Annotated in this window: 19 protein-coding genes; 10 read left to right on the forward strand and 9 right to left on the reverse strand. The window is 63.7% G+C overall.

Annotated features, from left to right (window positions below):
* Positions 1-82: 82 nt before the first annotated feature.
* Both AB1A62_RS19035 and AB1A62_RS19040 read right to left on the reverse strand, forming a co-directional pair.
* Positions 83-1,474, reverse strand: coding sequence for an aminotransferase class V-fold PLP-dependent enzyme (locus AB1A62_RS19035; protein WP_366663063.1), 1,392 nt, complete (start codon positions 1,472-1,474; stop codon positions 83-85).
* 164 nt (positions 1,475-1,638) lie between these two features.
* The gene (locus AB1A62_RS19040; protein ID WP_366663064.1) at positions 1,639-2,628 is read right to left on the reverse strand and encodes an alpha/beta fold hydrolase; all 990 of its coding nucleotides are present in this window, start codon (positions 2,626-2,628) and stop codon (positions 1,639-1,641) included.
* Between the two features lie 81 nt (positions 2,629-2,709).
* Between AB1A62_RS19040 and AB1A62_RS19045 the strand changes: the two genes are divergently transcribed.
* Positions 2,710-3,228: a MarR family transcriptional regulator gene (locus AB1A62_RS19045; protein WP_366663065.1), complete on the forward strand. Its 519-nt coding sequence runs from the start codon at positions 2,710-2,712 to the stop codon at positions 3,226-3,228.
* Positions 3,229-3,712: 484 nt separating this feature from the next.
* Here the strand turns inward: AB1A62_RS19045 and AB1A62_RS19050 are convergent, their stop codons facing one another.
* From AB1A62_RS19050 to AB1A62_RS19070, 5 genes are all read right to left on the reverse strand, one after another.
* Positions 3,713-7,858, reverse strand: coding sequence for a response regulator (locus AB1A62_RS19050; protein WP_366663066.1), 4,146 nt, complete (start codon positions 7,856-7,858; stop codon positions 3,713-3,715).
* A 55-nt stretch (positions 7,859-7,913) separates the two neighbouring features.
* Entirely contained in the window at positions 7,914-9,563 is a 1,650-nt protein-coding gene (locus AB1A62_RS19055) for a Glu/Leu/Phe/Val dehydrogenase dimerization domain-containing protein (RefSeq protein ID WP_366663067.1), read from the reverse strand.
* Positions 9,564-10,586: 1,023 nt separating this feature from the next.
* Positions 10,587-12,125, reverse strand: coding sequence for a tripartite tricarboxylate transporter permease (locus tag AB1A62_RS19060; protein ID WP_366663068.1), 1,539 nt, complete (start codon positions 12,123-12,125; stop codon positions 10,587-10,589).
* 12 nt (positions 12,126-12,137) lie between these two features.
* Complete coding sequence (locus AB1A62_RS19065) at positions 12,138-12,569, reverse strand: tripartite tricarboxylate transporter TctB family protein (protein ID WP_174145711.1); 432 nt, start codon at positions 12,567-12,569, stop codon at positions 12,138-12,140.
* A gap of 90 nt (positions 12,570-12,659) precedes the next feature.
* The gene (locus AB1A62_RS19070) at positions 12,660-13,637 is read right to left on the reverse strand and encodes a tripartite tricarboxylate transporter substrate-binding protein (RefSeq protein WP_366663069.1); all 978 of its coding nucleotides are present in this window, start codon (positions 13,635-13,637) and stop codon (positions 12,660-12,662) included.
* A 157-nt stretch (positions 13,638-13,794) separates the two neighbouring features.
* Here AB1A62_RS19070 and AB1A62_RS19075 point away from each other — a divergent pair, with 157 nt between their 5' ends.
* The 8 genes from AB1A62_RS19075 to rplP all read left to right on the forward strand — a co-directional run bounded on the left by AB1A62_RS19075 (position 13,795) and on the right by rplP (position 19,841).
* Positions 13,795-14,466, forward strand: a complete 672-nt coding sequence (locus AB1A62_RS19075; RefSeq protein ID WP_366663070.1) for a response regulator transcription factor — start codon at positions 13,795-13,797, stop codon at positions 14,464-14,466.
* Positions 14,459-15,850, forward strand: a complete 1,392-nt coding sequence (locus AB1A62_RS19080; protein ID WP_366663071.1) for a sensor histidine kinase N-terminal domain-containing protein — start codon at positions 14,459-14,461, stop codon at positions 15,848-15,850. Before AB1A62_RS19075 ends, AB1A62_RS19080 begins: the two co-directional genes overlap by 8 nt.
* Positions 15,847-16,887 (forward strand): ABC transporter substrate-binding protein, encoded by a 1,041-nt coding sequence (locus AB1A62_RS19085; RefSeq protein ID WP_366663072.1) that lies wholly within the window; start codon positions 15,847-15,849, stop codon positions 16,885-16,887. The genes AB1A62_RS19080 and AB1A62_RS19085 overlap by 4 nt, the downstream gene beginning before the upstream one ends.
* A 309-nt stretch (positions 16,888-17,196) precedes the next feature.
* Positions 17,197-18,039 (forward strand): 50S ribosomal protein L2, encoded by an 843-nt coding sequence (gene rplB, locus AB1A62_RS19090; RefSeq protein ID WP_019297986.1) that lies wholly within the window; start codon positions 17,197-17,199, stop codon positions 18,037-18,039.
* Between the two features lie 3 nt (positions 18,040-18,042).
* Entirely contained in the window at positions 18,043-18,321 is a 279-nt protein-coding gene (gene rpsS / locus AB1A62_RS19095) for a 30S ribosomal protein S19 (RefSeq protein WP_008554066.1), read from the forward strand.
* Between the two features lie 3 nt (positions 18,322-18,324).
* Complete coding sequence (gene rplV / locus AB1A62_RS19100; protein ID WP_008557868.1) at positions 18,325-18,705, forward strand: 50S ribosomal protein L22; 381 nt, start codon at positions 18,325-18,327, stop codon at positions 18,703-18,705.
* A complete protein-coding gene (gene rpsC / locus AB1A62_RS19105; protein ID WP_019297987.1) occupies positions 18,705-19,415 on the forward strand; it encodes a 30S ribosomal protein S3 in 711 nt (236 codons plus the stop codon). The genes rplV and rpsC overlap by 1 nt, the downstream gene beginning before the upstream one ends.
* Positions 19,416-19,427: 12 nt before the next feature.
* The gene (gene rplP / locus AB1A62_RS19110) at positions 19,428-19,841 is read left to right on the forward strand and encodes a 50S ribosomal protein L16 (protein WP_019297988.1); all 414 of its coding nucleotides are present in this window, start codon (positions 19,428-19,430) and stop codon (positions 19,839-19,841) included.
* Positions 19,842-19,904: 63 nt separating this feature from the next.
* Here rplP and AB1A62_RS19115 read toward each other — a convergent pair whose 3' ends face one another.
* Complete coding sequence (locus AB1A62_RS19115) at positions 19,905-20,429, reverse strand: hypothetical protein (RefSeq protein ID WP_366663074.1); 525 nt, start codon at positions 20,427-20,429, stop codon at positions 19,905-19,907.
* 414 nt (positions 20,430-20,843) lie between these two features.
* On the opposite strand from AB1A62_RS19115, the gene AB1A62_RS19120 reads away from it, so the two are divergent.
* Entirely contained in the window at positions 20,844-21,176 is a 333-nt protein-coding gene (locus AB1A62_RS19120) for a hypothetical protein (protein ID WP_366663076.1), read from the forward strand.
* A 61-nt stretch (positions 21,177-21,237) separates the two neighbouring features.
* Here AB1A62_RS19120 and AB1A62_RS19125 read toward each other — a convergent pair whose 3' ends face one another.
* The gene (locus AB1A62_RS19125) at positions 21,238-23,400 is read right to left on the reverse strand and encodes a HAMP domain-containing methyl-accepting chemotaxis protein (protein WP_366663077.1); all 2,163 of its coding nucleotides are present in this window, start codon (positions 23,398-23,400) and stop codon (positions 21,238-21,240) included.
* Positions 23,401-23,517 lie beyond the last annotated feature (117 nt).

Consider the following 23,517-nt stretch of genomic DNA (forward strand, 5'->3'; position numbering starts at 1 on the left):
GAAATCCACGGCAGCAGCGAAAATTGACCTGCTCCCCCTACCCGGGCCTCATCTCCATAGCATCTGCTGGCATTTGGCGGCTTCACTGGCTTGAACGGTCCAAACTGTCGCGGGCCGCCTGCAAGGTGTTCAGCAGAATATCGATGTCCTGATCGCTTGTGCGCCAGGACGATACGCTGATCCGCAGGGCCGGTTCGCCGTTCCAGACGGTGCTGCCGAACCACGCTTTCCCGGAGCGCTCCACCAGCTGCTGAACCTCCTGGGTCTGCGCAACACTGCCATAGCGGAAAAGGACCTGGTTCAGCGCGGGCTCGCACAGCAGCTCAAATCCAAGACCGGGAAGAGCCTTGGCGATACGGGCCGCCATGCTGCAGTGCTGTTCGATCAGGTCGGCAACGCCGGCGCGGCCAAGCGTGCGCAGCACCGCCCAGATCGGTACGCCGCGGGCGCTCCGGGAAAACTCGATGCCCAGGTTCTTCTGGCTCTCGGCCGAGGCGGTGGAATAGGCGGCGTCGCTGTTCATCGCTGCCGCCATCGCGTCCCGGTCGCGGCAGATGCCCGCCGCGCCGTCATACGGGGTATTGAGCCATTTGTGGCCGTCAGTGGTCCAGCTGTCCGCGCCCTCGATGCCGCTGGTCAGGCTGCGCCTTGCTGGGGCCGCGCGCGCCCACAACCCAAAGGCCCCGTCGACATGCACCCATGCGCCGGCCTGTTTCGCTTTTTCGATCAGTGGGAAGAAGGGGTCAAAGCTGCCCGTATTCACCTCGCCGGCCTGCAGGCAAAGAATGGTCTGCCCATCCAGAGCAGGAAGCCGGGCCGGGTCAATGCGGCCGGCGCTGTCGACCGGCGCCTTGATCAGCCGGGCCTGGCCGAAGCCCAGTATTCTGAGGGCCTTGAGAACAGTGATATGTGCCAGCTCGGAAACGACAACCTTGATTTCCGGCGCCCCCTGCAGCCCCATTAAGTCAAAATCCCATCCGCATTTTTTCAGAAGCTCACGCCGCGCGACACTCAGGCAGACAAGCGTGCTCGCGGTTGCCGAGGTTCCGAACGCCACACCGCTTTCGCGGGGCAGGTCCAGGATCTCCAGCAGCCATTGCGCCGCGACTTTCTCAATCTTGTCCGCCACCGGCGAGTTTACATGGGAAGAGGCACATTGATCCCAGGCCGACGCCAGACGCTGCGCAGCGGCGGCGGCCGGCAGCGTTGCACCGATCACAAAGCCGAAGTACCGGGGGCCGTTTGACACAGCCGTCGCCGGCGAACCGGCCTCGTCCAGCAGTGCCAGCGTTTCGATTGCATTCCTCCTAGTGTCCGGCAATGGCTCATCAAACCGTGCAAGCTGCTGCCGGGCGGCGGCGTCGGGAAAAACTGGCATCTCTCCCACGCGGGCAATGTAGCGCGCGGCCCTGGCGTCAGCATCACGCAATAGCTGGAGCTCGTCCTGCGGGTCCTCTGTAGTCTTGCGTTGCATTCTGAACTCCTTGTCCAAGAAGGTTTACTTGTTGATAGCAGACTAGTGGGCAGCGGGCATTGCTGCGCGCAATGCGCCTGGGCTGCACGCGCATGTTCTTGGCCCCATGCATCCGCGCCAAGGGGCGGCGCAGATGCACAGCCCTGCCGGGAAACTGCCCGCGTTCAGCTGGCCGCGATGAACTCTGACACCAGGCCGGATATCAGCTGCGGCGCGTCTTCCGGGCTGTAGTGGCCGGTTCCGGGCAAGGTCCTGACCTGGCCGTCCGGGAACGCCTGCTGGAACAGGGGCAGAAATTGCTCTGCCTGCAGCGTCCTGTCGGCTTCGCCCCAGATGGCGATCGCAGGTTTCTTTGCCAGCTCGGATTTTACGGCGTCACTAGGCTCCTCAAACGCATGTTTGCGGGTGGCAAAACCCTTGGCCCAGCCGATTGCGCCCGCAGCAAATTCAGGCGCGGGAAACGGCGCCCGGTAGGCGTTCAGCCAAGTATCGTTGATCAGCTCATTGCGGACAAAGCCATTCAGCTTGAGGGTCGACAGGATGTTGTAGTCAAGGTGGCCGAGCACCTCTTCCAGAGTGCCTTTTTCCTCTGCCTGCATGATCCACTGGAACCAGGGCGCAGCGCCGGCATTGGCAATCAAGCGGTCCAATAGATCGGGCTGCCCCAGGGGCGTCGGGCCGTTGACCGAAACGATCCGTTTGATCCGGTCCGGGTGCCGGATGGCCAGGCCCATGCCAACCGGCCCGCCGAAATCATGCATGACGAGGGTCACATCCCGGAGATCCTGCTCCAGAACAAAGCGTTCCGTATTGTCTATATGGTCCTGCAGCCAATAGCTGCGGTCTTGCGGGGTGGCGCTTTTGCCAAATCCCATATGGTCAAGGGCAAGCACACGGGCATCACGGGACCATTCAGCGATTTGAGCACGGTAAAGGTCGCTCCAGGTCGGTTCGCCATGCAGCAGCAGCAGCGTCTCCGGGCCGCTGCCCTCATCGACATAGTGCATCGGATAGCCGGAGGCGGAACTGAAGCGGGCTTGAAACGGCCAGGTCCCTTCGAAGGTCTCTTTGGCAGCGACTGCGATCAGCCCCGTATCACGGCCTAGCGCGGTGTGCTGCGATGCCGGCTCACTGGTCTGAAGGTCGATGGTCATTGCGCTTCTCCTTAAATGTGTGTGAGTCACATATATAAGTGGCCTCTTCCAATTCAAGTGTGCGAGTCACATATTTGCCGTATGACAGATGAATCACGACGGACTGCGAATTTGCTGGGGGCGGCGGTGCTCTGCCTGCACGATGAGCTGAAGACGGTATTGGCGCGGCAGTTCCACCGCTCCGGAGAAGGGCCTGCGGCGCTTTGCGCGCTGGGCCACCAGCCAGGTTTGTCGAACGACGCCCTGAGCCGGCTATTGGATCTCACCCATACGGGCACAGTGCGCCTGATCGACAGGCTGGCCGAGGACGGTCTCGTCAGACGCCAGGCGGCGGAGCACGACAAGCGCAGCGTTGCGCTTTATCTCACAGAAGCCGGCCAAGCCGCACGGGAGAACATACTGCGCGAGCGGCTGGCGGCACTGGAGGCAGTGACCGGCGGCCTGTCTGATGACGAGCAAAGGGACCTGGCCCGGCTGCTTGAAAAATTGCTGCAAGCTGCTGCCGGAGACGACACCCACAAGCTGCGGACCTGCCGACTGTGCGACAACCGCGCCTGCACAAACTGCCCGATACTGGTGCCTGTAAACGGGGCGGACTGAGGAGACTGGCAATAGTGCCGGGCTTTGTTGCGCAAGCGCCGAGCGGGTAACTGATAGGTTTCTCGAGATCTGCAGGTCGTCAGCCTCAATCTCCAGCCTTCAAGGTTTCTAGTAAACCGCATTTCGGAGATGCCATGCTCATCCGCTCCGAAGCGGCGGTTTTAACGAAGTGTAAACCGCTGTGCCCCGCCTGGGGGGCTCAGTATGCGCCCGCCGGTGCCCGAAACTCTAATTCGAAGCGGCTCAGAAAACGGGGCTAGACACCCGCGGAGAGTCAGGCCGATTTGAATGCCGGGGAAATGCTGGGCGGCCTGAAACGCGGTCAATTCGCCGTTCCGCAGTTTGCGGTCCGCACCGGTCAAGCCGATAAAAACCTGCAAGGCGTTTCTTCAAGGGCGTGTTTGACAGTGAAATTTGTGAACCGGAAACCGGCTCCGCGTTGCCGGCATTCAAGAGGCCCCGGTACTTCCGCTAAACGGCGCAGTCATTTCTGGCCTCCAAGCATTTCCTGAAGCGCTGACGTGCAGTCCTCCAGCTTGTTTTTCAGGTCACGGAGGGCGGGAGGCGCCTCTTTCAGGTGCCCCTCTCGCCCCAGGGTTTCCAGCCGCAGCGCGGCTTCGGCAACCGGAAGGGCGCTCACGACCAAGGCGGAACCTTTCAGGGTATGTGCTGCGCGCCGCAGTTCTTCTGCATTTCCATTCCGGCTTGCGGTTTCGATGCTCTTGGCCAGCTCGGGGGCTTGCGACAGGAATATCCCGGCCATTTCCCGCAACAGATCTTCATCACCCAGCTTATCCAGGGCATCCTGCCAGTCGACCGGGGCAGGGCTGGAAAGTCCCGGGCTGGGATTCGCAGCAGCCTCTGCGGGCTTCCCGGCAGCCGGGTCCGCGGCCCCCTTCGGTGGTGGCACCGTTTGCTCCGGCACTGCGCCCAGGCCCGCCTTTTCCACAACACTCAGCAGGGCATCTGCACGGAACGGCTTTCCGACAAAACCGTCCATTCCTGCGTCGGCGCAACGCTCCTGGTCCGCCAGTGTCACGCTGGCGGTGCAGGCGATGATCGGCAGTCGGCCGCCCTTCGCCTGTTCCTTCGCACGGATCGCCTTTGCAGCGGCAACGCCGTCCATCACCGGCATATGCATGTCCATGAGAACCACATCGTAGCTGTTGCGTTCAGCCGCCTCGACAGCTTCCTTGCCGTTCTCTGCCAGGTCCACGCTGTGCCCGCGCTGCGTCAGCAGGTCGATGGCGACTTTCTGGTTGACCAGGCCATCCTCTGCCAGAAGGATTTTCAATGGTCCGGCTTCTGCCGGGGCCGCGGCCGGCGGAGCTCCGGCCTCGTGTGCGGCGGTGCCAAGTGAGGCGAGAATGGCGTTCAGGAGGTCGGACTGCTTCACGGGTTTGACCAGCATCCGGTGAATATTCAGTTCGCGCAAGCGCACCTCGCGGCTCGCATACCCGGCCGAAGACATGATCAGTATTCGCATCGCATCCAGCGCTGGGCGCTTGCGGATTTCAGCGGCCAGAGCGATGCCGTCCATTTCAGGCATCATAAGGTCCAGCAGCGCGAGCCGCGGCTGCCTGCCCCCGCTGATCATTGCATCCAGGCGGGCCAGCGCGCCGGCCCCGCTGTCCGCCAGCACCGGCGCCATGCCCCAGTTTTCCAGAACCTCTGCCAGAATTGTGCGGTTGGTTTCGTTGTCATCAGTGACAAGTACCGGCATGCCTTGCAGTTCTTCGGGCACCGCTGAGCGGGGCAGGTCGTCCTCGCTGGCCAAGCTCATATTGACGGCAAAGGAAAAAGCACTGCCCTTGCCCGGAGCGCTGTCCAGCGTCATTTCTCCGCCCATTTTGCGGGCCAGCTGGGCCGAGATCGCAAGCCCCAGCCCGGTGCCGCCATACTGCCGGGTGGTCGAGGTGTCGGCCTGCCCGAAAGCCTCGAAGATCTTTTCCTGCTGTTCCTTGGGAATCCCGATGCCGGTGTCGCGCACTTCGAATTCGACCGTCACCCCCGTTTCGGTGAGGCCGGCCAGTCGGGTATCCACCACCACCTCGCCCGCATCGGTGAACTTGATCGCATTGCCGACAAGGTTGACGATGATCTGGCGCAGGCGCGTCGGGTCGCCGACCAGCCGGTCCGGGACCTCCGGCGGAATGTGGTGGGCCAGCTCCAGCCCTTTTTCACCGGCGCGCACGGCCAGCGTCTGCAGCGTATCGCCCAGGAGATCGCGCAGCCGGAAGGGAGCCGACTCCAGTTCCAGCCGGCCGGCTTCGATCTTGGAGAAATCAAGAATGTCGTTGATGAGGTTCAGCAGGGTATCGCCGGACCGCATGATGATCCTGGCATATTCGCTCTGCTGCGGATTGAGATCGGTGCCGCATAGCAGCTCGGCCATGCCGATCACGCCATTGAGGGGCGTCCGGATTTCATGGCTCATGTTTGCCAGGAACTGGCTTTTGGCCACGCTTGCCTGCAACGCCGCGTCGCGTGCGGTTTTCAGCTCGGCGTGCGAGCGGCGCAGTTCCCCGGTACGCTGCTCAAGTTCGGCAGTGCGGGCGGTGACCAGCTCTTCCAGCTGGCTGCGGTGCCTTTGCAGCTCGGTGATATCCGTATAGGCACTGACAGTGCCGCCGTCGCGGGTCTTGTGCTCACTGATCCAGAGCCAGCGCCCGGTGGTGTGATGGACGGCGATCGGTTTGCCGGGATTGCGGTGGACGGCCAGGCGGTTTGCGATCCATTCCTCTTCACTGACGTCCCCGGTCGAAACCAGCCCGGCTCTGAACACCGCTTGCAACACATCCTCGAAGGTCATCCCCGGTTCCAGCTTTTCCACCTGCGGGAAGAATTTTTCCCGGAACACCGAATTGAACAGGACCAGCCTGTCCTCGGCGTCATAGAGGACAAAGCCCTCTTCGACCGACTCGATCGCATCCACCAGCTGTGTCCTGGCATATTCGGCCCGGGCACGTGCATCTTGTACTTCGGCTTCGGCGCGCTGCCGGGCCACCACAATGCCCAGCTGCGTTCCCACCTGCGCCATAACATCCTGCAGGGCCGGGTTTTTCTCTTCCACGCGGCTCGAAAAGAACTCCAGAACCGCGACAACGCGCCCGGCGTGTGTCACGGGGAAGCCCGCCCCGGTTTTCACGCCGATTTCCTTGGCCAGCCTGGCGCGTGGGAAGTTCGGGTCGCGGTTCACATCCGGGATCCAGGCCAGCTCGCCGCTGCTGAACACCCGCCCGGGCAGGCCGACGCCGGGCGCAAAGCGGGTTGCGCAGGTCACCTTGCGGAACGCTTCAAAGGCTTCCGGATCCGCCAGGTGCCAGATATCTGAAGGCGCCAGGTCGCCCGCTTCCTCGTCGTAAAGATAGACATGCCCCACCGGCCATCCTGTGTGGGTGCAGATCTCGTCGAGCGCGACCCGGAAGGCATCCTCGGTACTCTCCGCCTCATTGGCGGCCCGGGTGATTGTCTGGTTGCATTTCAGCAGCGCTGAGCTTGCCCGCAGAGAGTCCTCGGCACGGGTGCGTTCGGCAATCTGCCGGCTGAGGGACGCCAGAAAGGCAACCAGGATGGCCGTTACGGCCAAACCGCCTGTCAGCGCGATGCCCGCGTCGGATGGCCAGGGCTTGGGCCGGAACTCCTCCCCCGGAACTGCCAGAAACGTCCAGCTCCGACCTTGCAGATCAAACATTGCCGAGTAACTGAGTTCAGCCGCGGCAGCCAGGGCGGCGAGATCGGCAGTTTGCCGTCCCTCCGTGATGCTGTCCGCGTCGCGCTCCGGCAAATGGAAGTTCTCACCGGTTTCACTGTCAGCCAGGTAGACTTCGACGCCGTCTCCGGGAAAGCTGTCCAGCGCGTCTTTCAGGATATCGCCGACCCGCAGAACCACGGCGACGACGCCCTGCAGCTCTTCGCGGCGCAGCGCGGGGCCGGAGCGGGTGAAATAGGGGGCGGCGATTGCGATCCGCGACTGCCCTGCGGCCAGGCCGGGCAGGGTGAGCTGCGGGCTGGCCACTGCCCCGCCGCCGTCACGGGCCTGTTCGATCACTTTGAGGAACACCGGGTCTGACGACAGATCGTAGCCAAGGGTGCCGAGCGCCGCACTGCGGCGGGATTCGACAAAGAAAACTGGAAAATGCGCCTGCCGCTGCTGTGGGTGTATACGCGATCCGTCCGGGGCGATCTGATAGATGTCATAGGGTGCCCTCAGCTGAGCGGTGCCGAGGTTCTCCCAGAAAGGCAGCAGATTGTTCTCGACCCGCGGGGCAAACAGCACCAGCTCGATGTTCGGCTGATCGTTCAGGAAGGGCCGCACGAAGATCTGGAACTCACGCCGCTCCACAGAACGTGAACTGGCATAGAGCCCATGCAGCGCATCGACTACCGCCGCGCCCTGCAGCATCTGCCGTTTGACGGCCTCCACCCGGCGCGCGGCGGCGCGGTCGAACTCGGCTGCCGCAGTTTCGCGCTCCTCCTTCAAAAGCGCCTGCCAGACAATCAGGGTCAGCGCCAAGCTGAGCAGCCCGACGGTGCCAATGACCCAGGCCCGGCCGCGGACAAATATCCGGCTTGCAAGCGACACACGTTCGCCAGCAGCGGGACCGGAGGATTTTGCTCTATCGGTCATTCGGCAAGCCTCCTACAGCGGGCGGCGGCGGTGATGCCGCTATCTTTCTGCCCGCCTATGGGAACAGGCCGCGCAGAAGTTTGGCATCGGTCACCCGCTGGACACCTTCGACCAGCGCCGCTGTGCGCATGTCGAGCCCATCGCGCGCAGCCCGCGCTACTGTGCGCTCAAAGGCGCTGAGCATGATCTCCCGAAGCCGGCTGTTGATCTCGTCCAGTCGCCAGGTCAGGTTTTGGGTGCCCTGCACCCACTCAAAATAGGAAACAGTGACGCCGCCCGCGTTGCCCAGCACGTCCGGCACGATCATGATGCCTTTTTCGTTGAAGATTTCGTCTGCTTCCAGCGTGGTCGGTCCATTGGCGCCCTCTGCCAGGATCTTGCAGTCGACCCTATCGGCATTCTCGGCTGTGACCTGGTTCTGCAGGGCTGCCAGAGCCAGAACGTCGCATTTGGTTTCCAGCAGCTCGGTATTTGTGAGGTGATCGGCCTCCGGGTAATCCTTCAGCACCCGGTGCTCCGCGACGTAATCCATCAGCGCCTGGACCGGCAGCCCATTGGGATTATAGAGACCGGTCGACACATCGCTGACGGCCACGATCTTCGCCCCGGCCTCCTCCAGGAACTTCGCCGTGAAGCTGCCGACATTGCCAAAACCTTGTACCACGGCAGGCGCCCCCTGCAGGTCAAGCCCGGTATGGCGGGCAGCGGCTTCGATCATGTAAACCAGCCCGCGGCCGGTGGCCTCGCGGCGGCCAAGCGACCCGCCCAGCACGACCGGCTTGCCGGTGACCACCGTCGGCACAGAGTAACCCACCTGCTGGCTGTAGGTGTCCATCATCCAGGCCATCACCTGCTCATTGGTGCCCATGTCGGGGGCTGGAATGTCCTTGTCGGGGCCAATGATATCAATGATTTCGGTGGTGTAGCGGCGGGTCAGCCGCTGCAGCTCATGCCGGGACAGCCCGGTCGGATCGACCCGTACCCCGCCTTTGGCGCCGCCGTAGGGAAGGTTCATCAAGGCGCATTTCCAGGTCATCCAAGTGGCCAGCGCCGCGACCTCGCCCAAATCCACATCCTCGTGGTAGCGAACGCCGCCCTTGGTCGGCCCCATCGTCAGCACATGCTGCACGCGGTAGCCGAACACCGTTTCCACCTGGCTGCGGTCGTCCCGGAAGAACGGGAAGGACACCACCTGGGTCCGCTGCGGGAACAGCAACCGCTGGCGGATGTTGTCATCCAGTTCCATGATTTGGGCAGCTTTCAGAAACTGCTGCTGGGCAAGGCGGAACATCGGTGAATCCCACTCCGCGGTGCGCGCCCGGGCGCGAGCAAGCGAATAGCGGATCGCGCGGCCCAGTGAGACCGCGTTCAGATTTGATTTGACCAGAAAGTCGCTCGCTCCGGCTTCCACGGCGTTGGCCGCCAGTTTCACGTCGTCCATTGCGGTGAGGATGACCACTGGCGTATCCGGTGCAGCTGCGCGCACCCGAAACAGTGTTTCCAGCTCTTGGCTGTCAGGCAGCACCAGGTCCAGCAGCACAAGCCCGATCCCCCCGGCTTCCAGGCGGGCAAGGCCGCCGGCGAGATTGTCAGCTGAATCCACAGAACAGTGCAGCTGCGGCTCGCTCTCGATCAGCCGCTCCACAAGCTTCATATGCAGCGGGTTATCCTCGATCAGAAGGACATTCACGGTTTGGTCAGCCATGCGGTTTCCTTTCAACGCAGAAGGCGCATGCAGCATTCCAATGCCGGAGCACGTTTCTTGCGAAGTCCTGCAGCAGGCAACCGGGGTGCCAAGACGTGTTCTCAGAGGCCGCAGAATACTGTCCGGCACGGACAGCGGAGTTCTCCCGGGTTCGATCTCGATGACGGCCGGGAAGCGCAACCGGCAAACAGGCGGCCGGTGCTCCGATTCCGGCACCGGCTGTCCGCGTATTGCGCTTGCAGCAGTAAGCAAGTCCGGCAAAAAACTGACTTTTGTTTTAATTCGATGCAGTAACCGGTCAAGCGCTGCCGCTGACATAAAACCGGTCATTGTTCAGAGACAGGTGTGTCCAGCCGCCTTGCCTTTGGCCAATTGAAAGAGGGCTTTCGGGCAAAACTGGCCGCATGTTGAGCGTCCGCGGCGGGCGGGTGAGGTTGTAACCATTGAACCAAAAAATAATTGCGGCCTGGGCCCGTTTGGCCGTCCTGAACCAAACCCGTTCGGCGGTTTCATGGTTTAGTGGCGCCTTGCAGGCCATGCAGGGTCGCGGATGGACGGGGAACAGAGGGGCTTTCCCTTTTTGAAGAGATGACCACTCTTGGCCGAACATGCTGGGGTCTTTTCGCTGCCTGTCCGCGTCATCCTGGGTATTCCTCCTGTGCGGAACACAGCGAACAGCGCCCGGCCAGCGGCAAAATATCGAATGCGTTGGCGAGGACAAAGCAGCGATTGCGGCCAATTCCGGTAGCCAGCTTAACCAGCGAAGCGCCTTCCGGGGCGCCGTCGCGGGTTTGGCCGCCGTTTAACGCATCAAAATGTCTTTAGATTGCAGCGTTGCCAACCTTGAATGCAGCCGCACTCTCAGCTGCAGCCCCAAGGATGTAAACCAAGCCGCCGTGACGATCAGCCGCCAAACGGTTTGCGCTTTCGTCTGTCTGGGCGGTAACCGGGCAATGCAGCGCAGGCAGGCGCGGGCCCGTGTCCGCCATCCCGGAACAAGAACCGGGATGGCGGTTTGCGGGGTCAGTCGCTGATCGCGCCTTCCTCGTCCTGGCGCTGGTGCATCTTGGCCCTTACCCGCGCACCGACGATCAGCGGCAGCACAAAGCCGATGATCGCTATCGCCCAGAGCGCGATGGACAGCGGGCTGTCCACAAGGGTCCACCAGTTGCCGTTGTCGATGGTCACCGCACGGCGCAGGTTGTTCTCCATCGCGTTGCCCAGCAGCGTGCCCAGGATGACCGGCACCAGCGGCACATCCAGTTTGCGCAGCACCCAGCCCATGACCCCGAAGCCGATCATCACCAAGAGGTCGAAGGTGCTGCCGGAAATGCCGTAGATGCCGACGAAGCTGACCATCGCCACGATCGGCATCAGGATGCGCGAGGGGATCATCAGCACGCGGGTGAACAGCCCCACCATCGGGATATTCATGGCCAGCAGCATGATATTGGCGATGAACAGGGCGGCGATCAGACCCCAGACCACATCCGGGTTCTGGCTGAACAGCAGCGGACCCGGCGTGATGTTCAGCGCCAGCAGCACCGCCAGCAGCACCGCGGTTGTGCCCGATCCCGGCACCCCCAGCGCCAGCATCGGCACCAGGGCACCGCCGGCCGCGGCATTGTTGCCGGCTTCGGGCGCCGCCACGCCGCGCGGGTCGCCGGTGCCGAAAGTGCCCTCCTTGTCGACCAGCTTCTTTTCCATCGAGTAGGAGATGAACGATCCCAGCGAAGCCCCGGCGCCGGGCAGCACCCCGGCAATGAAGCCCAAAAAGGAGGTCCGCAGCATGGTAGGGGTGGTTTGCCGGATCATCGCCATTGGCGGGTAGAGCTTGCCGATGGTCAGTTTGCGCCCTGCCGCGTCCGATCCGCCGTGCCGGGTTTCCAGGAAGATGAAGACCTCGGACAGGGCAAACAGGCCAACGATGGCGACCAGGAAATCAAGCCCGTCATACAGATGCACCTCGCCGAAGGTGAACCGCGGCACTCCGGTCTGGGTATCGACGCCGATGGTTGCCAGTCCCAGCCCCAGCGCCGCGGCAAAGGCCGATTTCGCCTGGTTGGTTGAGGACACGCCGCCCAGCGTCATGAAAGCCAGCGCGAACAGGGCGAAATACTCGGCCGGGCCGAACAGCAGGGCGATCTTCACCAGTTGCGGTGCCAGCAGGATCAGCCCCCAGGTGGCCAGGAACGCACCGACGAAGGATGCGATGCCCGAAAGCGACAGGGCTTCGCCCGCCAGCCCTTTCTTGGCCATCGGGTGGCCGTCCAGGCAGGTCATCATGGCCGGCTCGTCGCCGGGAATATTCAGCAGGATCGAGCTGATGCGACCGCCGTACATGGCGCCGTAATAGACACTGGTCAGCAGGATCAGCGAGGGCGTCGCCCCCAGCCCCATGGTAAAGGCCAGCGGGATCAGGATTGCGACCCCGTTCGACGGCCCCAGTCCGGGCAGCGCGCCCATGATGGTGCCCAGGAAACACCCCAGCAGCGCCAGGCCTATGTTCTGCCAGCTGAGCGCGATGGCAAAGCCGTCGCCAAGATTTGCGAGAAGCTCCATGTTCCGCCCTCCTCAGAAGCCAAGCGGACCCTTGGCCAGCGACAGGCCCAGGATCAGGTGAAAGGTGACATAGATGCCAACGGAAGTGCCCGCGCCCACGGCTGCCGCCTCCAGCGGTCCCGACCCCAGCCGCCAGGCCAGATAGGCGGCGGCAAAGGCGGTGGCGATGACAAAACCCGCGACGGGCAGCATCTCGGCATAGAGGATCAGCACCACCACCGCGGCAGCCACTTCCGCCAGCCGTCCCAGGGCGGGCCAATGCGGTTCCGGGTCCGGGCGCAGCGCGATCACGGCGCTCGACAGGCCGAGGATGGCAGCGATGATCAGGGGAAAGGCCTTGGGGCCGACGGCATCGGAGAGAAAGCTTTCCTCGATCGCAAGCGCGGCAAAGACATAGCCGGCGGCAAGGATCATGCCGAAGACACCGAAGATACGATCGCTCATGGCGGTCTCCAGTTCAGGTGTCAGGCGGGGCCAGCCCGCCGAAGGGGCCGCATGGCTGCGCGGCCTCTTCCCGGGCTGGCCCGGCGCAGGTTACTTGATGATGCCGATCTCTTTGGAAATCGACTGGATCTGCGCAACCGAACCGGCCACGAAATCCTGGAACGCGGCGCCCTGCAGGTCCAGCGGCGCCAGGCCGTTGGCGGCCATTACGTCTTTCCACTCGTCAGAGGCATAGAGATCGCCGATCTTGGAAACCCAGGCATCATAGGCCTCGTCCGACATGCCGCCCGGCGCATAAAAGCCGCGCCAGTTGGCGCCGATGGCTTCAACGCCCTGTTCCTTGGCGGTCGGGAAATCCGCGAACTCACCCGGCAGGCGCTCTGGCGACAGCACCGCGATCACCTTGATATCGCCGGAATCCAGGAACCCCTTAGCTTCGGAAATGTCGCCGGTAAAGGCCTGCACCGACCCGGCCAGCAGCTGGGTCACGGCTTCGCCGCCGCCGTCAAAGGCGATGTATTTCACGGTGCGCACATCTTCGATGCCATAGGCACTGGCCGCGATCAGCACCTTCAGGTGATCCCAGCCGCCAACCGCAGAGCCGCCCGCGACAGAGACCGAGGACGGATCGGCCTTGATCGTGTCCAAGAGCTGCGGCAGCGTCTCGATACCGCTGTCAGCGGCAACCGCGATCACGCCGTAGTCGGCGCCGATGGAGGCCAGCCAGCGCACCTGGTCCATGCTGTTGCCCGGATAGGCGCCCTGCGCCAGGCGGGTTGCGGTGGCGCTGGAGGCGGCGACGATCAGGTTGCCATCGTCCACTCGCTTGTTGACCACCTCGGCAAAGGCCACGCCGCCGCCGCCACCGGCCAGGTTCACGACCTGCATGGTCTTGTCGATCAGCCCCAGATCCTGCAGCGATTTTCCAACCTGGCGGCAGGTGAAGTCCCAGCCGCCGCCCGGGTTGGCCGGGGCGATGCACTCGGGGTTTTCCTGCGCGCCGGCGGCAAGGGCAGACAGTGACAGGGCGGCAGCGGCAACCAAGCCGCGGGTGACGGTGAATTTCATATGTTCCTCCTCAGGTCATGGCCGGCGCACTCCCAAGCGCCGGATATCCCCCTGCAAGAAATCGCTTTGGCAGCCCCTTTCCTGCGGGTTAGACATGTTTACCCATTGAAGCTGTCACCAACCTGTCGCCGGTTTCAGCAAAGCGGAGTGCCATAAGATGCGGGTCCTGATGGTCGAGGATGCAGAGGATCTGGCCGAGGGCGTGATTGCCCATCTGGCCCGCTGCGGCATTGTCTGCGATCTGGCGCCGGACATCGAAAGCGCCCGCGACTGCCGCGCCGTGCAGAAATACGACGCGGTGATCCTCGACATCAACCTGCCGGACGGCTCCGGCCTGTCGCTGCTGCGCGAAATGCGCCTGGCAGGCGACCCGGCGCCGGTGCTGATGCTGACCGCCCTGACCTCGGTGGATGACCGGGTGGCGGCGCTGGACCAGGGGGCGGATGATTACCTGGGCAAGCCCTTCGATCAGCGCGAGCTGGAGGCGCGGCTGCGGGCGCTGGTGCGGCGCCAGGCAGACCGCAAGGACGAACAGATCGTCCTTGGCTCGCTGGTGTTTGCCCCCAGCGACCGCAGCGCCCGGCTGGACGGGCGCCTGCTGGAACTGACCCGGCGGGAGGCGGCGCTGTTGGACATGCTGATCCGCCACCAGGACCGTTATCTCTCCAAAACCCGGCTCTATGACTCGCTTTACGGATTTGACGATGCCGATGTGGGTGAGAATGCGATCGAGCTTTATATCGCGCGCCTGCGCAAGAAGATCGCGGGCAGCGACGTCAGCATCGCCACCCAGCGGGGGGTCGGCTACCGGCTGCATCTGAATGGCTGAGCCGCGCCCGCCGCTCACCCTGACGGCCCGGGTGCTGGGGGCGGTGCTGCTGATCCTGCTCCTGGGCGGGCTGCTGGTCTCCGGCTCTGCCTGGCTGAACGGCCAGCAGGCGGCCCGCCAGGCCTATGACCGGATCCTGCTGGGGGCGGCAAGCGACATCGCGGAGTCGGTCCGCGTGCAATCGGGCGCCCCGGTTGCCGATCTGCCGGTTTCAGCCTTCCAGCTGCTGGCGCAGGCGCCCGAAGACCGCATCTATTATGCGGTGCATGGACCCGGGCAGGTGTTCATCACCGGCGTTGACCCCGGAACCGGAATCCACGCGCCCGTACCCGGCAGCAGCGGGCCGGAGTATTTCGAAGCCGAACTCAATGGCGAGCCTGCCCGGTTCGTACGGGTCACCCGCCGCTTTGCGGAACGCGATTTCTCCGGCCCGGTCGAGGTTGTGGTCGGCCAGACCCTGCGGGCGCGCAAGGCGATGACGGCGGAACTGATGCTGGACGCGCTGCTGCCGATGGCGGCGGCGGGGCTGGCGCTGATGGTGATGGCCTGGCTGGTCATCCGCACGGCTCTGCGGCCGCTTGATGCGATCACCGAGGATCTGGCCCGCCGCGATCCCTATGACCTGACCCCGATCGCCACCGGACGCCTGCCGCGGGAGCTGCAGGTGGTGCTGGGCGCCATGAACCGCTTCATGGGGCGGCTGGACGGGCAGGTCGAGGCAATGCGCAACCTGATTTCCGACACCGCGCACCAGCTGCGCACCCCGGTGGCCGCGATCCGGGTGCAGGCGGAAACCGCCGTTGCCGAACCCGGCGAAGCGGCCCGCCGCCGGGCCATGGACCGGCTGCTGGCACGCACCCGGTCGCTGGGCACCCTGCTGGAGCAGCTGCTCAGCCGGGCACTGGTGGTGCACCGCACCGACAGCGCCCCGCGGCTGCCCGTCGACCTGCGCGAAGTCGCGCTCGAGATCATGGAACGCAACGACCACGCGCTGCTGGCGCCCGGCACCGACCTGCGGCTGGAAATCGGCGAGGATCCCGTGATGGTGCGTGCCGATGCCTTTTCCCTTGGTGAGGCCGGCAGCAACCTGCTGGGCAATGCACTGCGGCACGGCACCCCTCCGGTGGCCATCGGCGCGGAGCAGCGCGGCGGCGACGCGGTGTTGTGGGTCCGCGATGCCGGCCCCGGCCCGGCGCCTGCGGTAACAGCGCAGCTGGGCAGCCGGTTCAACCGCAGCGCCGGGACGCAGGAAAACAGCACCGGCATCGGCCTGTCGATCGTGGCCTCCGTGGCGGCTGCCTTTGGCGGCAGGGTGGAGATGGCGCGCGAAGAGGACGGTTTTCGCGCGGCGCTGGTCTTGCCCGCCGCGGAGGAGCGGGCATGATGCGGATCCGGCGCCTGCTGATGTTGCTTGCCGCGCTGTGTCCTGCCGCGGCCGCCGCGCAGGAGGCGACCCATCTGTACGGCAGCGGCCCGGTGCCTTTCCTGCTGCGCTCCACCACTGACAACAGCATCATCCGCCCGGTTATCGAACGCTTTGCGGAACTGAACCCGCGGCTGACGATCACCTATGAGCAATGGGGCTCCAATGCGCTGTTTGCCCAAAGCCGCGCCGAATGCCAGCAGGGCGGCCCGCCTGCCGATGCGGTTCTGTCCTCCGCGGTGCAGCAGATGGTCTGGCTGGTCAACGCGGCCTGCGCCCATCCGCACCGTTCGCCCGCGGCGCTGGCGCTGCCGCCGTCGCGGCGCTGGCGCGACGAACTCTGGGGGATCACCACCGAGCCCGCGGTGATCGTCTACAACAAGCAACTGCTGGACGGCGCCGATGTGCCGCGCAGCCGCTTTGCCCTGCTCGACGCGCTGCGCGCCGAACCCGGCCTCTACCGCGGCAAGATCGCCACCTATGACATCGCCGCCTCCGGCCTTGGCTACCTGTTCGCCTACAGTGACAGCCTGGAGGCCACGACCTTCGGCGCCCTGATGGAAGGCTTTGCCCGTGTCGACGCCGTCGCCACCTGCTGTTCCGCCGAGATCATTGCCGGCGTGGCGGATGGCCGCTTCCTGATCGCCTACAACGTGCTGGGGTCCTATGTCGCCAGTGCCTCCGCCCCCGAGGTCGGCACCATTCTGCCCGAGGATTACACCCTTGTGCTGTCGCGCGCCTACATGATCCCCGCAAAGGCCCTGCAAAAGGCAGCGGCTGCGGATCTTCTCGATTTCCTGCTGAGCCCGGACGCGCAGGACCTGCTGGCCAAGGCTGGCCTCGTCACCGAGATTGCGGCAGCGGACTCCGGCCTGGCTCCCAGCGCCCGCCGGTCGATTCCGCTTGCCCCTTCGCTGCTGGTTGCGCTTGATCCCAACAGGCGGGCGTTGCTGCTCAAATTCTGGAGCGACACCTTCGGGCGCGGCGACGGCCGCTGAGCGCGGCCCGTTGCCGTTCACACGGCAGCTTCAGCCGGTTCCCGGAACGCGTTTCCAAGCCGCGGCGGCTGCCATCGCGGCATTTGCTGGGCGGCTGAAACTCTGTCATTGCCACCCCCCGGCGAGTCTGTTAAACGCCATCCATCCTGAAGACCCCGGATTCGTTTCCGGGGTCCTTATGTTTGTCAGGATGTTCGAACTCGGGGACCTTCGGGGCCCTATAACTCGGCCACCTTCGGGGGGCTTTCAACATAGCTGGGCCAAAGACAAGAACCTAAGGCCTGGCACGCTAAACGGAAGACAGAAAGCATGGCACTCAAGTCGTATAAACCGACGACGCCGGGCCAGCGTGGGCTGGTTCTGATCGACCGTTCGGAGCTTTGGAAAGGGCGTCCGGTCAAATCCCTCACTGAGGGCCTGACCAAATCGGGCGGCCGGAACAACACCGGACGGATCACTGCACGCCGCCGTGGCGGCGGCGCGAAGCGCCTCTACCGGATCGTTGACTTCAAACGGAACAAATTTGATGTAGCGGCCACCGTTGAGCGGATCGAATACGACCCGAACCGGACCGCATTCATCGCGCTGATCAAATACGAAGACGGCGAGCAAGCCTACATCCTGGCGCCGCAGCGTCTGGCTGTTGGCGACAAGGTTGTCGCGTCTGCAAAAGCCGACATCAAGCCGGGCAACGCAATGCCGTTCTCGGGCATGCCGATCGGTACCATCGTTCACAACATCGAAATGAAGCCCGGCAAAGGCGGCCAGATCGCCCGTGCAGCCGGTACCTACGCTCAGTTCGTTGGCCGTGACGGCGGTTACGCTCAGATCCGCCTGTCCTCGGGCGAACTGCGCCTGGTCCGTCAGGAGTGCATGGCTACCGTCGGTGCCGTGTCGAACCCGGACAACTCGAACCAGAACTTCGGTAAAGCCGGCCGTATGCGCCACAAGGGCAAGCGTCCTTCCGTGCGTGGTGTCGTCATGAACCCGATCGACCACCCCCACGGCGGTGGTGAAGGCCGGACCTCCGGTGGCCGCCACCCGGTGACCCCCTGGGGCAAACCGACCAAGGGCAAACGGACCCGCAACAAAAACAAGGCGTCGCAGAAGCTCATCGTTCGCTCGCGCCACGCCAAGAAGAAAGGCCGCTAATCCATGGCACGTTCCGTATGGAAGGGCCCCTTCGTTGATGCTTACGTCCTGAAAAAGGCCGAAGCAGCGCGTGAATCGGGCCGCAATGAAGTGATCAAGATCTGGTCGCGCCGTTCCACCATCCTGCCGCAGTTCGTCGGCCTGACCTTTGGTGTGTACAACGGCCAGAAGCATATCCCCGTCAACGTCTCGGAAGACATGATCGGTCAGAAGTTCGGTGAATACTCGCCGACCCGCACCTATTATGGCCATGCCGCAGACAAAAAAGCGAAGCGGAAGTAAGTCATGGGCAAGGAAAAGAACCCCCGCCGCGTGGCAGACAACGAAGCAATGGCAAAACTGCGCATGCTCCGTACCTCCCCGCAGAAACTGAACCTGGTGGCTCAGATGATCCGCGGCAAGAAAGTCGAGAAGGCCCTGACCGACCTGACTTTCTCCAACAAGCGGATCGCGCAGGACGTGAAGAAATGCCTTCAGTCTGCCATCGCGAATGCTGAAAACAACCACAACCTGGACGTCGATGAGCTGATCGTCGCCGAGGCATGGGTTGGCAAGAACCTGACCATGAAGCGCGGCCGTCCGCGTGCCCGTGGCCGGTTCGGCAAAATCCTGAAGCCGTTCGCGGAGATCACCATCAAGGTGCGTCAAGTTGAGGAGCAAGCCTAATGGGTCAGAAAGTCAATCCGATCGGCATGCGCCTTCAGGTCAACCGCACCTGGGACAGCCGCTGGTACGCCGACACCAAAGACTACGGTGATCTGCTGCTCGAGGACCTGAAAATCCGCGAGTTCATCAAGGAAGAATGCAAGCAGGCTGGCATTGCGCGCGTCATCATCGAACGCCCGCACAAGAAATGCCGCGTGACCATTCACACCGCCCGTCCGGGCGTCATCATCGGCAAGAAAGGCGCGGACATCGAAGTCCTGCGCAAGAAGATTGCCAAGATGACCGACTCCGAGCTGCACCTCAACATCGTTGAAGTGCGCAAGCCGGAACTGGACGCTCAGCTGGTCGGCGAGTCCATCGCTCAGCAGCTGGAGCGCCGTGTGTCCTTCCGCCGTGCCATGAAACGGGCCGTGCAGAACGCTATGCGCATGGGCGCCCTGGGTATCCGGGTGAACGTCGCTGGCCGTCTGGGCGGTGCGGAAATCGCGCGTACCGAATGGTACCGTGAGGGCCGCGTGCCGCTGCACACCCTGCGTGCCGACATCGATTACGCACACTCCGAAGCGATGACCCCCTACGGGATCATCGGGATCAAGGTCTGGATCTTCAAAGGCGAGATCATGGAGCACGATCCTTCGGCGCGTGACCGTAAAGCACAAGAAATCCAGGACGGCCCTGCACCCCGTGGTGCTGGTGGCGGCCGTCGCTAAGGAGGATTTGAGATGCTTCAGCCAAAGCGCACTAAATTCCGCAAGATGCACAAGGGCCGGATCCACGGCCTGGCAAAAGGCGGTTCCGACCTGAACTTCGGCACCTATGGCCTGAAGGCGACCCAGCCTGAGCGTGTGACTGCACGCCAGATCGAAGCTGCCCGCCGCGCCATGACCCGCCACATGAAGCGTCAGGGCCGTGTTTGGATCCGTATCTTCCCGGACACTCCGGTGACCTCGAAGCCGACCGAAGTCCGTATGGGTAAAGGTAAAGGCTCCGTGGACTACTGGGCAGCCAAGGTTAAGCCTGGCCGCGTGATGTTCGAGATCGACGGCGTCAGCGATGAAATCGCACGCGAGGCCCTGCGCCTGGCGGCGATGAAGCTGCCGGTCAAGACCCGCGTCGTGGTCCGCGAAGACTGGTAAGCCCGGTTCTGACAAGATCAAAGACCCCCGCTGAGCAATCGGCGGGGGTTTTTCGTTGTGCGGTCAGGGAGAAGTGAAATCCCCAACGCCCCAGAAATCACAGGTTTCTGCGCCGGCATAAAAGCCTTCGAAGTAGTCTTCAGGCCTGGCTTGCTGCCAGCTCCCGCTGGTTTGGCAGATCAGGTAGTAATGATAGTCGATGTAGATCGTGCAGTAGAGCGACTTGTCTTCCGGCCACAATTCGACCCAATCGCACTCCTGCTGCCTGTCCAGCAGGTCCCGCGCCAGCAGCGAGGATCGGGAAACCCCGAAGTGACCGGCAGCCGTGACGTAGTCGTGGCCAAGCTCCCGGAGGAAGGTGCCCATGGCAAGCTCGAGCAGTGGGGATGCACGGCCCTCGTCTGGCGGGTAGATGCTGCGGGAGGTGCAGACCTCCAGCATCCTTTCAGTGTCGCCGGGGCAAGCGAATTCAGGTGACAGGCGTCTTGACCCGGTGAGGCGGATCGTGCGGTTGACGTGCCGGATGGAGGGGAAGCCGCAAAGGTCCGCGATCTCCTGCCAGGACACGCCGCAGGATGGCCCCTGCATCTTGGCGGCCTTAACGGCGCTCTCTGGTGTCCAGTCACCGTTCTTCCAGGGCGGGTGGCCGGGAAGCCTCAAAAAGGGGTTCAGGGCGACATAAACAAAGTCAAACTTACCGGAAAACTACTGCCGGTAGGGTGTTTCGTCCTTGTCTGGGTAAAAGAACGGCGGTGTATCCAAATTAATCAGCCTTCTGGTAACGGGGCGACGGTAGCGGGCGGCAATCTGCCCTGCAAACGGGCCTCATTCCGGGCGAAGTGCCATGGATTTTAGGCGATTGCCGGATGTTAACCGAATGTACAGGCTTTGTTCCAGGCTTTACCCTTTGATTGTTCCGGCGCGCCTCTTTCATCCTGTAGTGGAAAATCGCATTGCGGACGCTGGCCGGACTGGTGTGTGATTTCAGTGCGAGGACAGCCAATGTTACGTCTGATTGTGCCTGCAACTCTGTGCTTAGGCCTGCCGGCCTGCGGTGCCGTGGAATTTGACCGCAACGACCTGTCGAATATGTACGGCCCCGCAACCAACTACCGGAACCCGGTGGCGAAACGGGATATTGTGAACAGCTTCACCTCTCAGGGAAGCGTGTCGCGCGACGGCCGGGCGGCGCATTGGACCTCGCCGGACGGCTGCACCTATTCGCGCACGCAGGCGCCGGGGTATGCGCCGGTCTGGTACCTGGTGCAGAACCCGCATCATGTGGGGATGCCGAATGCGCACCGGGGCTGCCCGATGACGGTGGTCGACGGCTGAAACAGGCTCCCCCGGCAGGCGTGCTGCACCGGACCCGCGCGGGCCCGGCGCAGGGGCCGCGTCAGGCGGCGCGGGCCGGGTCTGCGGCGGCCAAGCCCGTTTCCGCCGCCGCCGGTGCGCCGGGGTCAAGGCGGAATCCGGCGATGGCGCGGGTCAGGCTGGCGGCCTCGTCCCGCAGCATCTGCCCTGCCGCTGCGGTCTCCTCCAGCATGGCGGCACTGCGCTGGGAATCCTTGTCCAGCGCTTCCAGCGCCACATTCACCTCCGAAATGCTGTTGGCCTGTTCGGTGGTGTTCTCGGCGATCTCGTTCACCTTCCCTGCCGCCTGGGTGACGGTCTGAAGGATGGCCGCCAGCGCCTCGCCCGCGGCATCCACCAGCTCCACCCCGCCGGTCACTTCGGCCTGGCTGCTGTTGATCAGCGCGCTGATTTCCTTGGCCGCGTCCGAAGACCGCTGCGCCAGCGCGCGCACTTCCGAGGCAACCACCGCAAACCCGCGGCCGGCTTCGCCCGCCCGGGCGGCCTCCACCCCCGCGTTGAGCGCCAGCAGGTTGGTCTGGAAGGCCACGTCGTCGATCAGGCTGGTGATCTTCGAAATGGCATCGGAGGAGTCCTTGATGCGCTGCATGGCGGCGACGGTCTGTTCGGCAACCTCGCGGGTGGCTTCCGCCTTGGTTTGGGCGTCATTGACGAATTGGCGGGCCTCCTGTGCGCTGCCGGCGGTATCCTGAACCGTGTCGTGCACCGTCTGCAGCGCCGCCGCGGTTTCCTCCAGCGCCGCGGCAGAGGATTCGCCGCGCTGCGAGGCATCGGCGACCGAAGAGGCGATTTCCTGCGAGGTGTCGTTCAGCGTCTCGCTGCTGCCTGCCAGCTGCCGGACAATGGCATCAAGGCTGCCGGCAAGGTTGTCGATGGCGGCGGAGATATCCTTGAACACGCCCTGCTGGCCGGCCGGCATGCGCCGGGTCAGATCGCCCTCGGCGAGTGCATCCAGCACTGTCAGAACATCGCCCAGGCCTTTCTCCGCGACTTCGCCGATCATGTTGACGCCGTTGCCCAGCCCGCCGTCGCGGCCGCCGCCGGCCGCGATACGGCGCGAGAAGTCGCCCCGGCCGCAGGCGGCGATGACGCCGGAAATCTCTTCTGTCAGCTGCTGTTTGGCGGCTTCCGCATCGCGGAAGTCGCCGACTGCGCCGGCAATTGCCGATATTTCACGGATGCGGGTCTGGGGGATCTCGGCGCTGAAATCGTTCTGCATCATTTTTTTCAGAGCGATGTCAACGCGCTTGAGCGGCCGGGCGATGCTGCGCGCCATGAGCAAGGCCACCGCCACGAACAGCACCGAACCGCCGATGGCCGCCCGCAGGGCGTTGGACCGGGCCTCGGCGCTCACGGTCTCCCCCTGGGCCCGCACCTGATCCAGCAGCGCGCGCACCTCTTCATGGACTGCAGCCAGCAGCGGTTCGGCATCGGCATAGTGGCCGGACACCTCCTTGCGCAGCTGCTTTTCCTGCAGCGACTCCGCGACATAGGCGGCAAAGGACTTCTGGTAGGTTTCCATCAGCCCCAGGATCTCCTTCTGCTGGGCGGCGCTGTCATAATAGCTGGCCGGAAAGGCCTGGAACTCTTCCACCCGGGCGTTCAGGCGGTCCAGGTATTTCGGCGCCTGACGCATGATGAAGTCCTTTTCATGCCGCCGCATCATCAGCATCTTCACCTGCATGACCGGCTGATCCAGCGTCTTCAGCGTGCCCTCGGCATTCTTGACCGCGGTGCGCAGCTGCCCCTCCAGGCCGCTGTTTTCATCCAGCCCCAGCCGGATGTTGCTGCCGGCCAATGCGCCGAAGCTGGCTTCATAGGCATCAATAGCGGTGCCGATGCCACTCAGCTGCCGGGCCGACCCGGACAGTTCCGCAATCTCCGGCAGCAGCCGGCCAAGGGTTTCATATGACGTCCTGATCCTGGCCATCGTTTCGGCGTGGCGGGCCGTGTACTTCTCGTCCCGGCGCAGCAGGAAATCCTTCTCGGCGCGACGGGCCATCAGGAAATCAAGTTCGATTTCGTCAAGGCTCAGGTAGACCGCCTCGATTGCGGCAACGCGCTGCTGCATCCCGTCACGCACATTGTGCGAATAGAGCAGGAGGCCGGCCAGGACGGCCATCAGGCCTCCGGCCAGGGTGATGATGGAGAGGATAGCAGTACTGACGGCAAATTTGAGCTTCATGCGACTGGGCCATTTCTCTGTGGTTTGGGAGGTGGTTTTTTGATCCACGATGGCTCGCAATCGTTAAAGCAGCGTGAGCTTTAGGATTGAAAATTGAACTTTTCTGCGCGGCAGCAG

Source organism: Leisingera sp. JC11 (assembly GCF_040704725.1).
Taxonomy (GTDB): Bacteria; Pseudomonadota; Alphaproteobacteria; order Rhodobacterales; family Rhodobacteraceae; genus Leisingera.

Coding starts and splice junctions, on each gene's coding strand:
- rpsC (WP_019297987.1), top strand. CDS start 18,705: ATGGGTCAGAAAGTCAATCCGATCGGCATGCGCCTTCAGGTCAACCGC.
- AB1A62_RS19075 (WP_366663070.1), top strand. CDS start 13,795: ATGCGGGTCCTGATGGTCGAGGATGCAGAGGATCTGGCCGAGGGCGTG.
- rplP (WP_019297988.1), top strand. CDS start 19,428: ATGCTTCAGCCAAAGCGCACTAAATTCCGCAAGATGCACAAGGGCCGG.
- AB1A62_RS19115 (WP_366663074.1), bottom strand. CDS start 20,429: ATGCAGGGGCCATCCTGCGGCGTGTCCTGGCAGGAGATCGCGGACCTT.
- AB1A62_RS19060 (WP_366663068.1), bottom strand. CDS start 12,125: ATGGAGCTTCTCGCAAATCTTGGCGACGGCTTTGCCATCGCGCTCAGC.
- AB1A62_RS19035 (WP_366663063.1), bottom strand. CDS start 1,474: ATGCAACGCAAGACTACAGAGGACCCGCAGGACGAGCTCCAGCTATTG.
- rpsS (WP_008554066.1), top strand. CDS start 18,043: ATGGCACGTTCCGTATGGAAGGGCCCCTTCGTTGATGCTTACGTCCTG.
- AB1A62_RS19050 (WP_366663066.1), bottom strand. CDS start 7,858: ATGACCGATAGAGCAAAATCCTCCGGTCCCGCTGCTGGCGAACGTGTG.
- rplV (WP_008557868.1), top strand. CDS start 18,325: ATGGGCAAGGAAAAGAACCCCCGCCGCGTGGCAGACAACGAAGCAATG.
- AB1A62_RS19080 (WP_366663071.1), top strand. CDS start 14,459: ATGGCTGAGCCGCGCCCGCCGCTCACCCTGACGGCCCGGGTGCTGGGG.
- AB1A62_RS19055 (WP_366663067.1), bottom strand. CDS start 9,563: ATGGCTGACCAAACCGTGAATGTCCTTCTGATCGAGGATAACCCGCTG.
- AB1A62_RS19120 (WP_366663076.1), top strand. CDS start 20,844: ATGTTACGTCTGATTGTGCCTGCAACTCTGTGCTTAGGCCTGCCGGCC.
- AB1A62_RS19065 (WP_174145711.1), bottom strand. CDS start 12,569: ATGAGCGATCGTATCTTCGGTGTCTTCGGCATGATCCTTGCCGCCGGC.
- AB1A62_RS19045 (WP_366663065.1), top strand. CDS start 2,710: ATGACAGATGAATCACGACGGACTGCGAATTTGCTGGGGGCGGCGGTG.
- AB1A62_RS19125 (WP_366663077.1), bottom strand. CDS start 23,400: ATGAAGCTCAAATTTGCCGTCAGTACTGCTATCCTCTCCATCATCACC.
- rplB (WP_019297986.1), top strand. CDS start 17,197: ATGGCACTCAAGTCGTATAAACCGACGACGCCGGGCCAGCGTGGGCTG.
- AB1A62_RS19085 (WP_366663072.1), top strand. CDS start 15,847: ATGATGCGGATCCGGCGCCTGCTGATGTTGCTTGCCGCGCTGTGTCCT.
- AB1A62_RS19070 (WP_366663069.1), bottom strand. CDS start 13,637: ATGAAATTCACCGTCACCCGCGGCTTGGTTGCCGCTGCCGCCCTGTCA.
- AB1A62_RS19040 (WP_366663064.1), bottom strand. CDS start 2,628: ATGACCATCGACCTTCAGACCAGTGAGCCGGCATCGCAGCACACCGCG.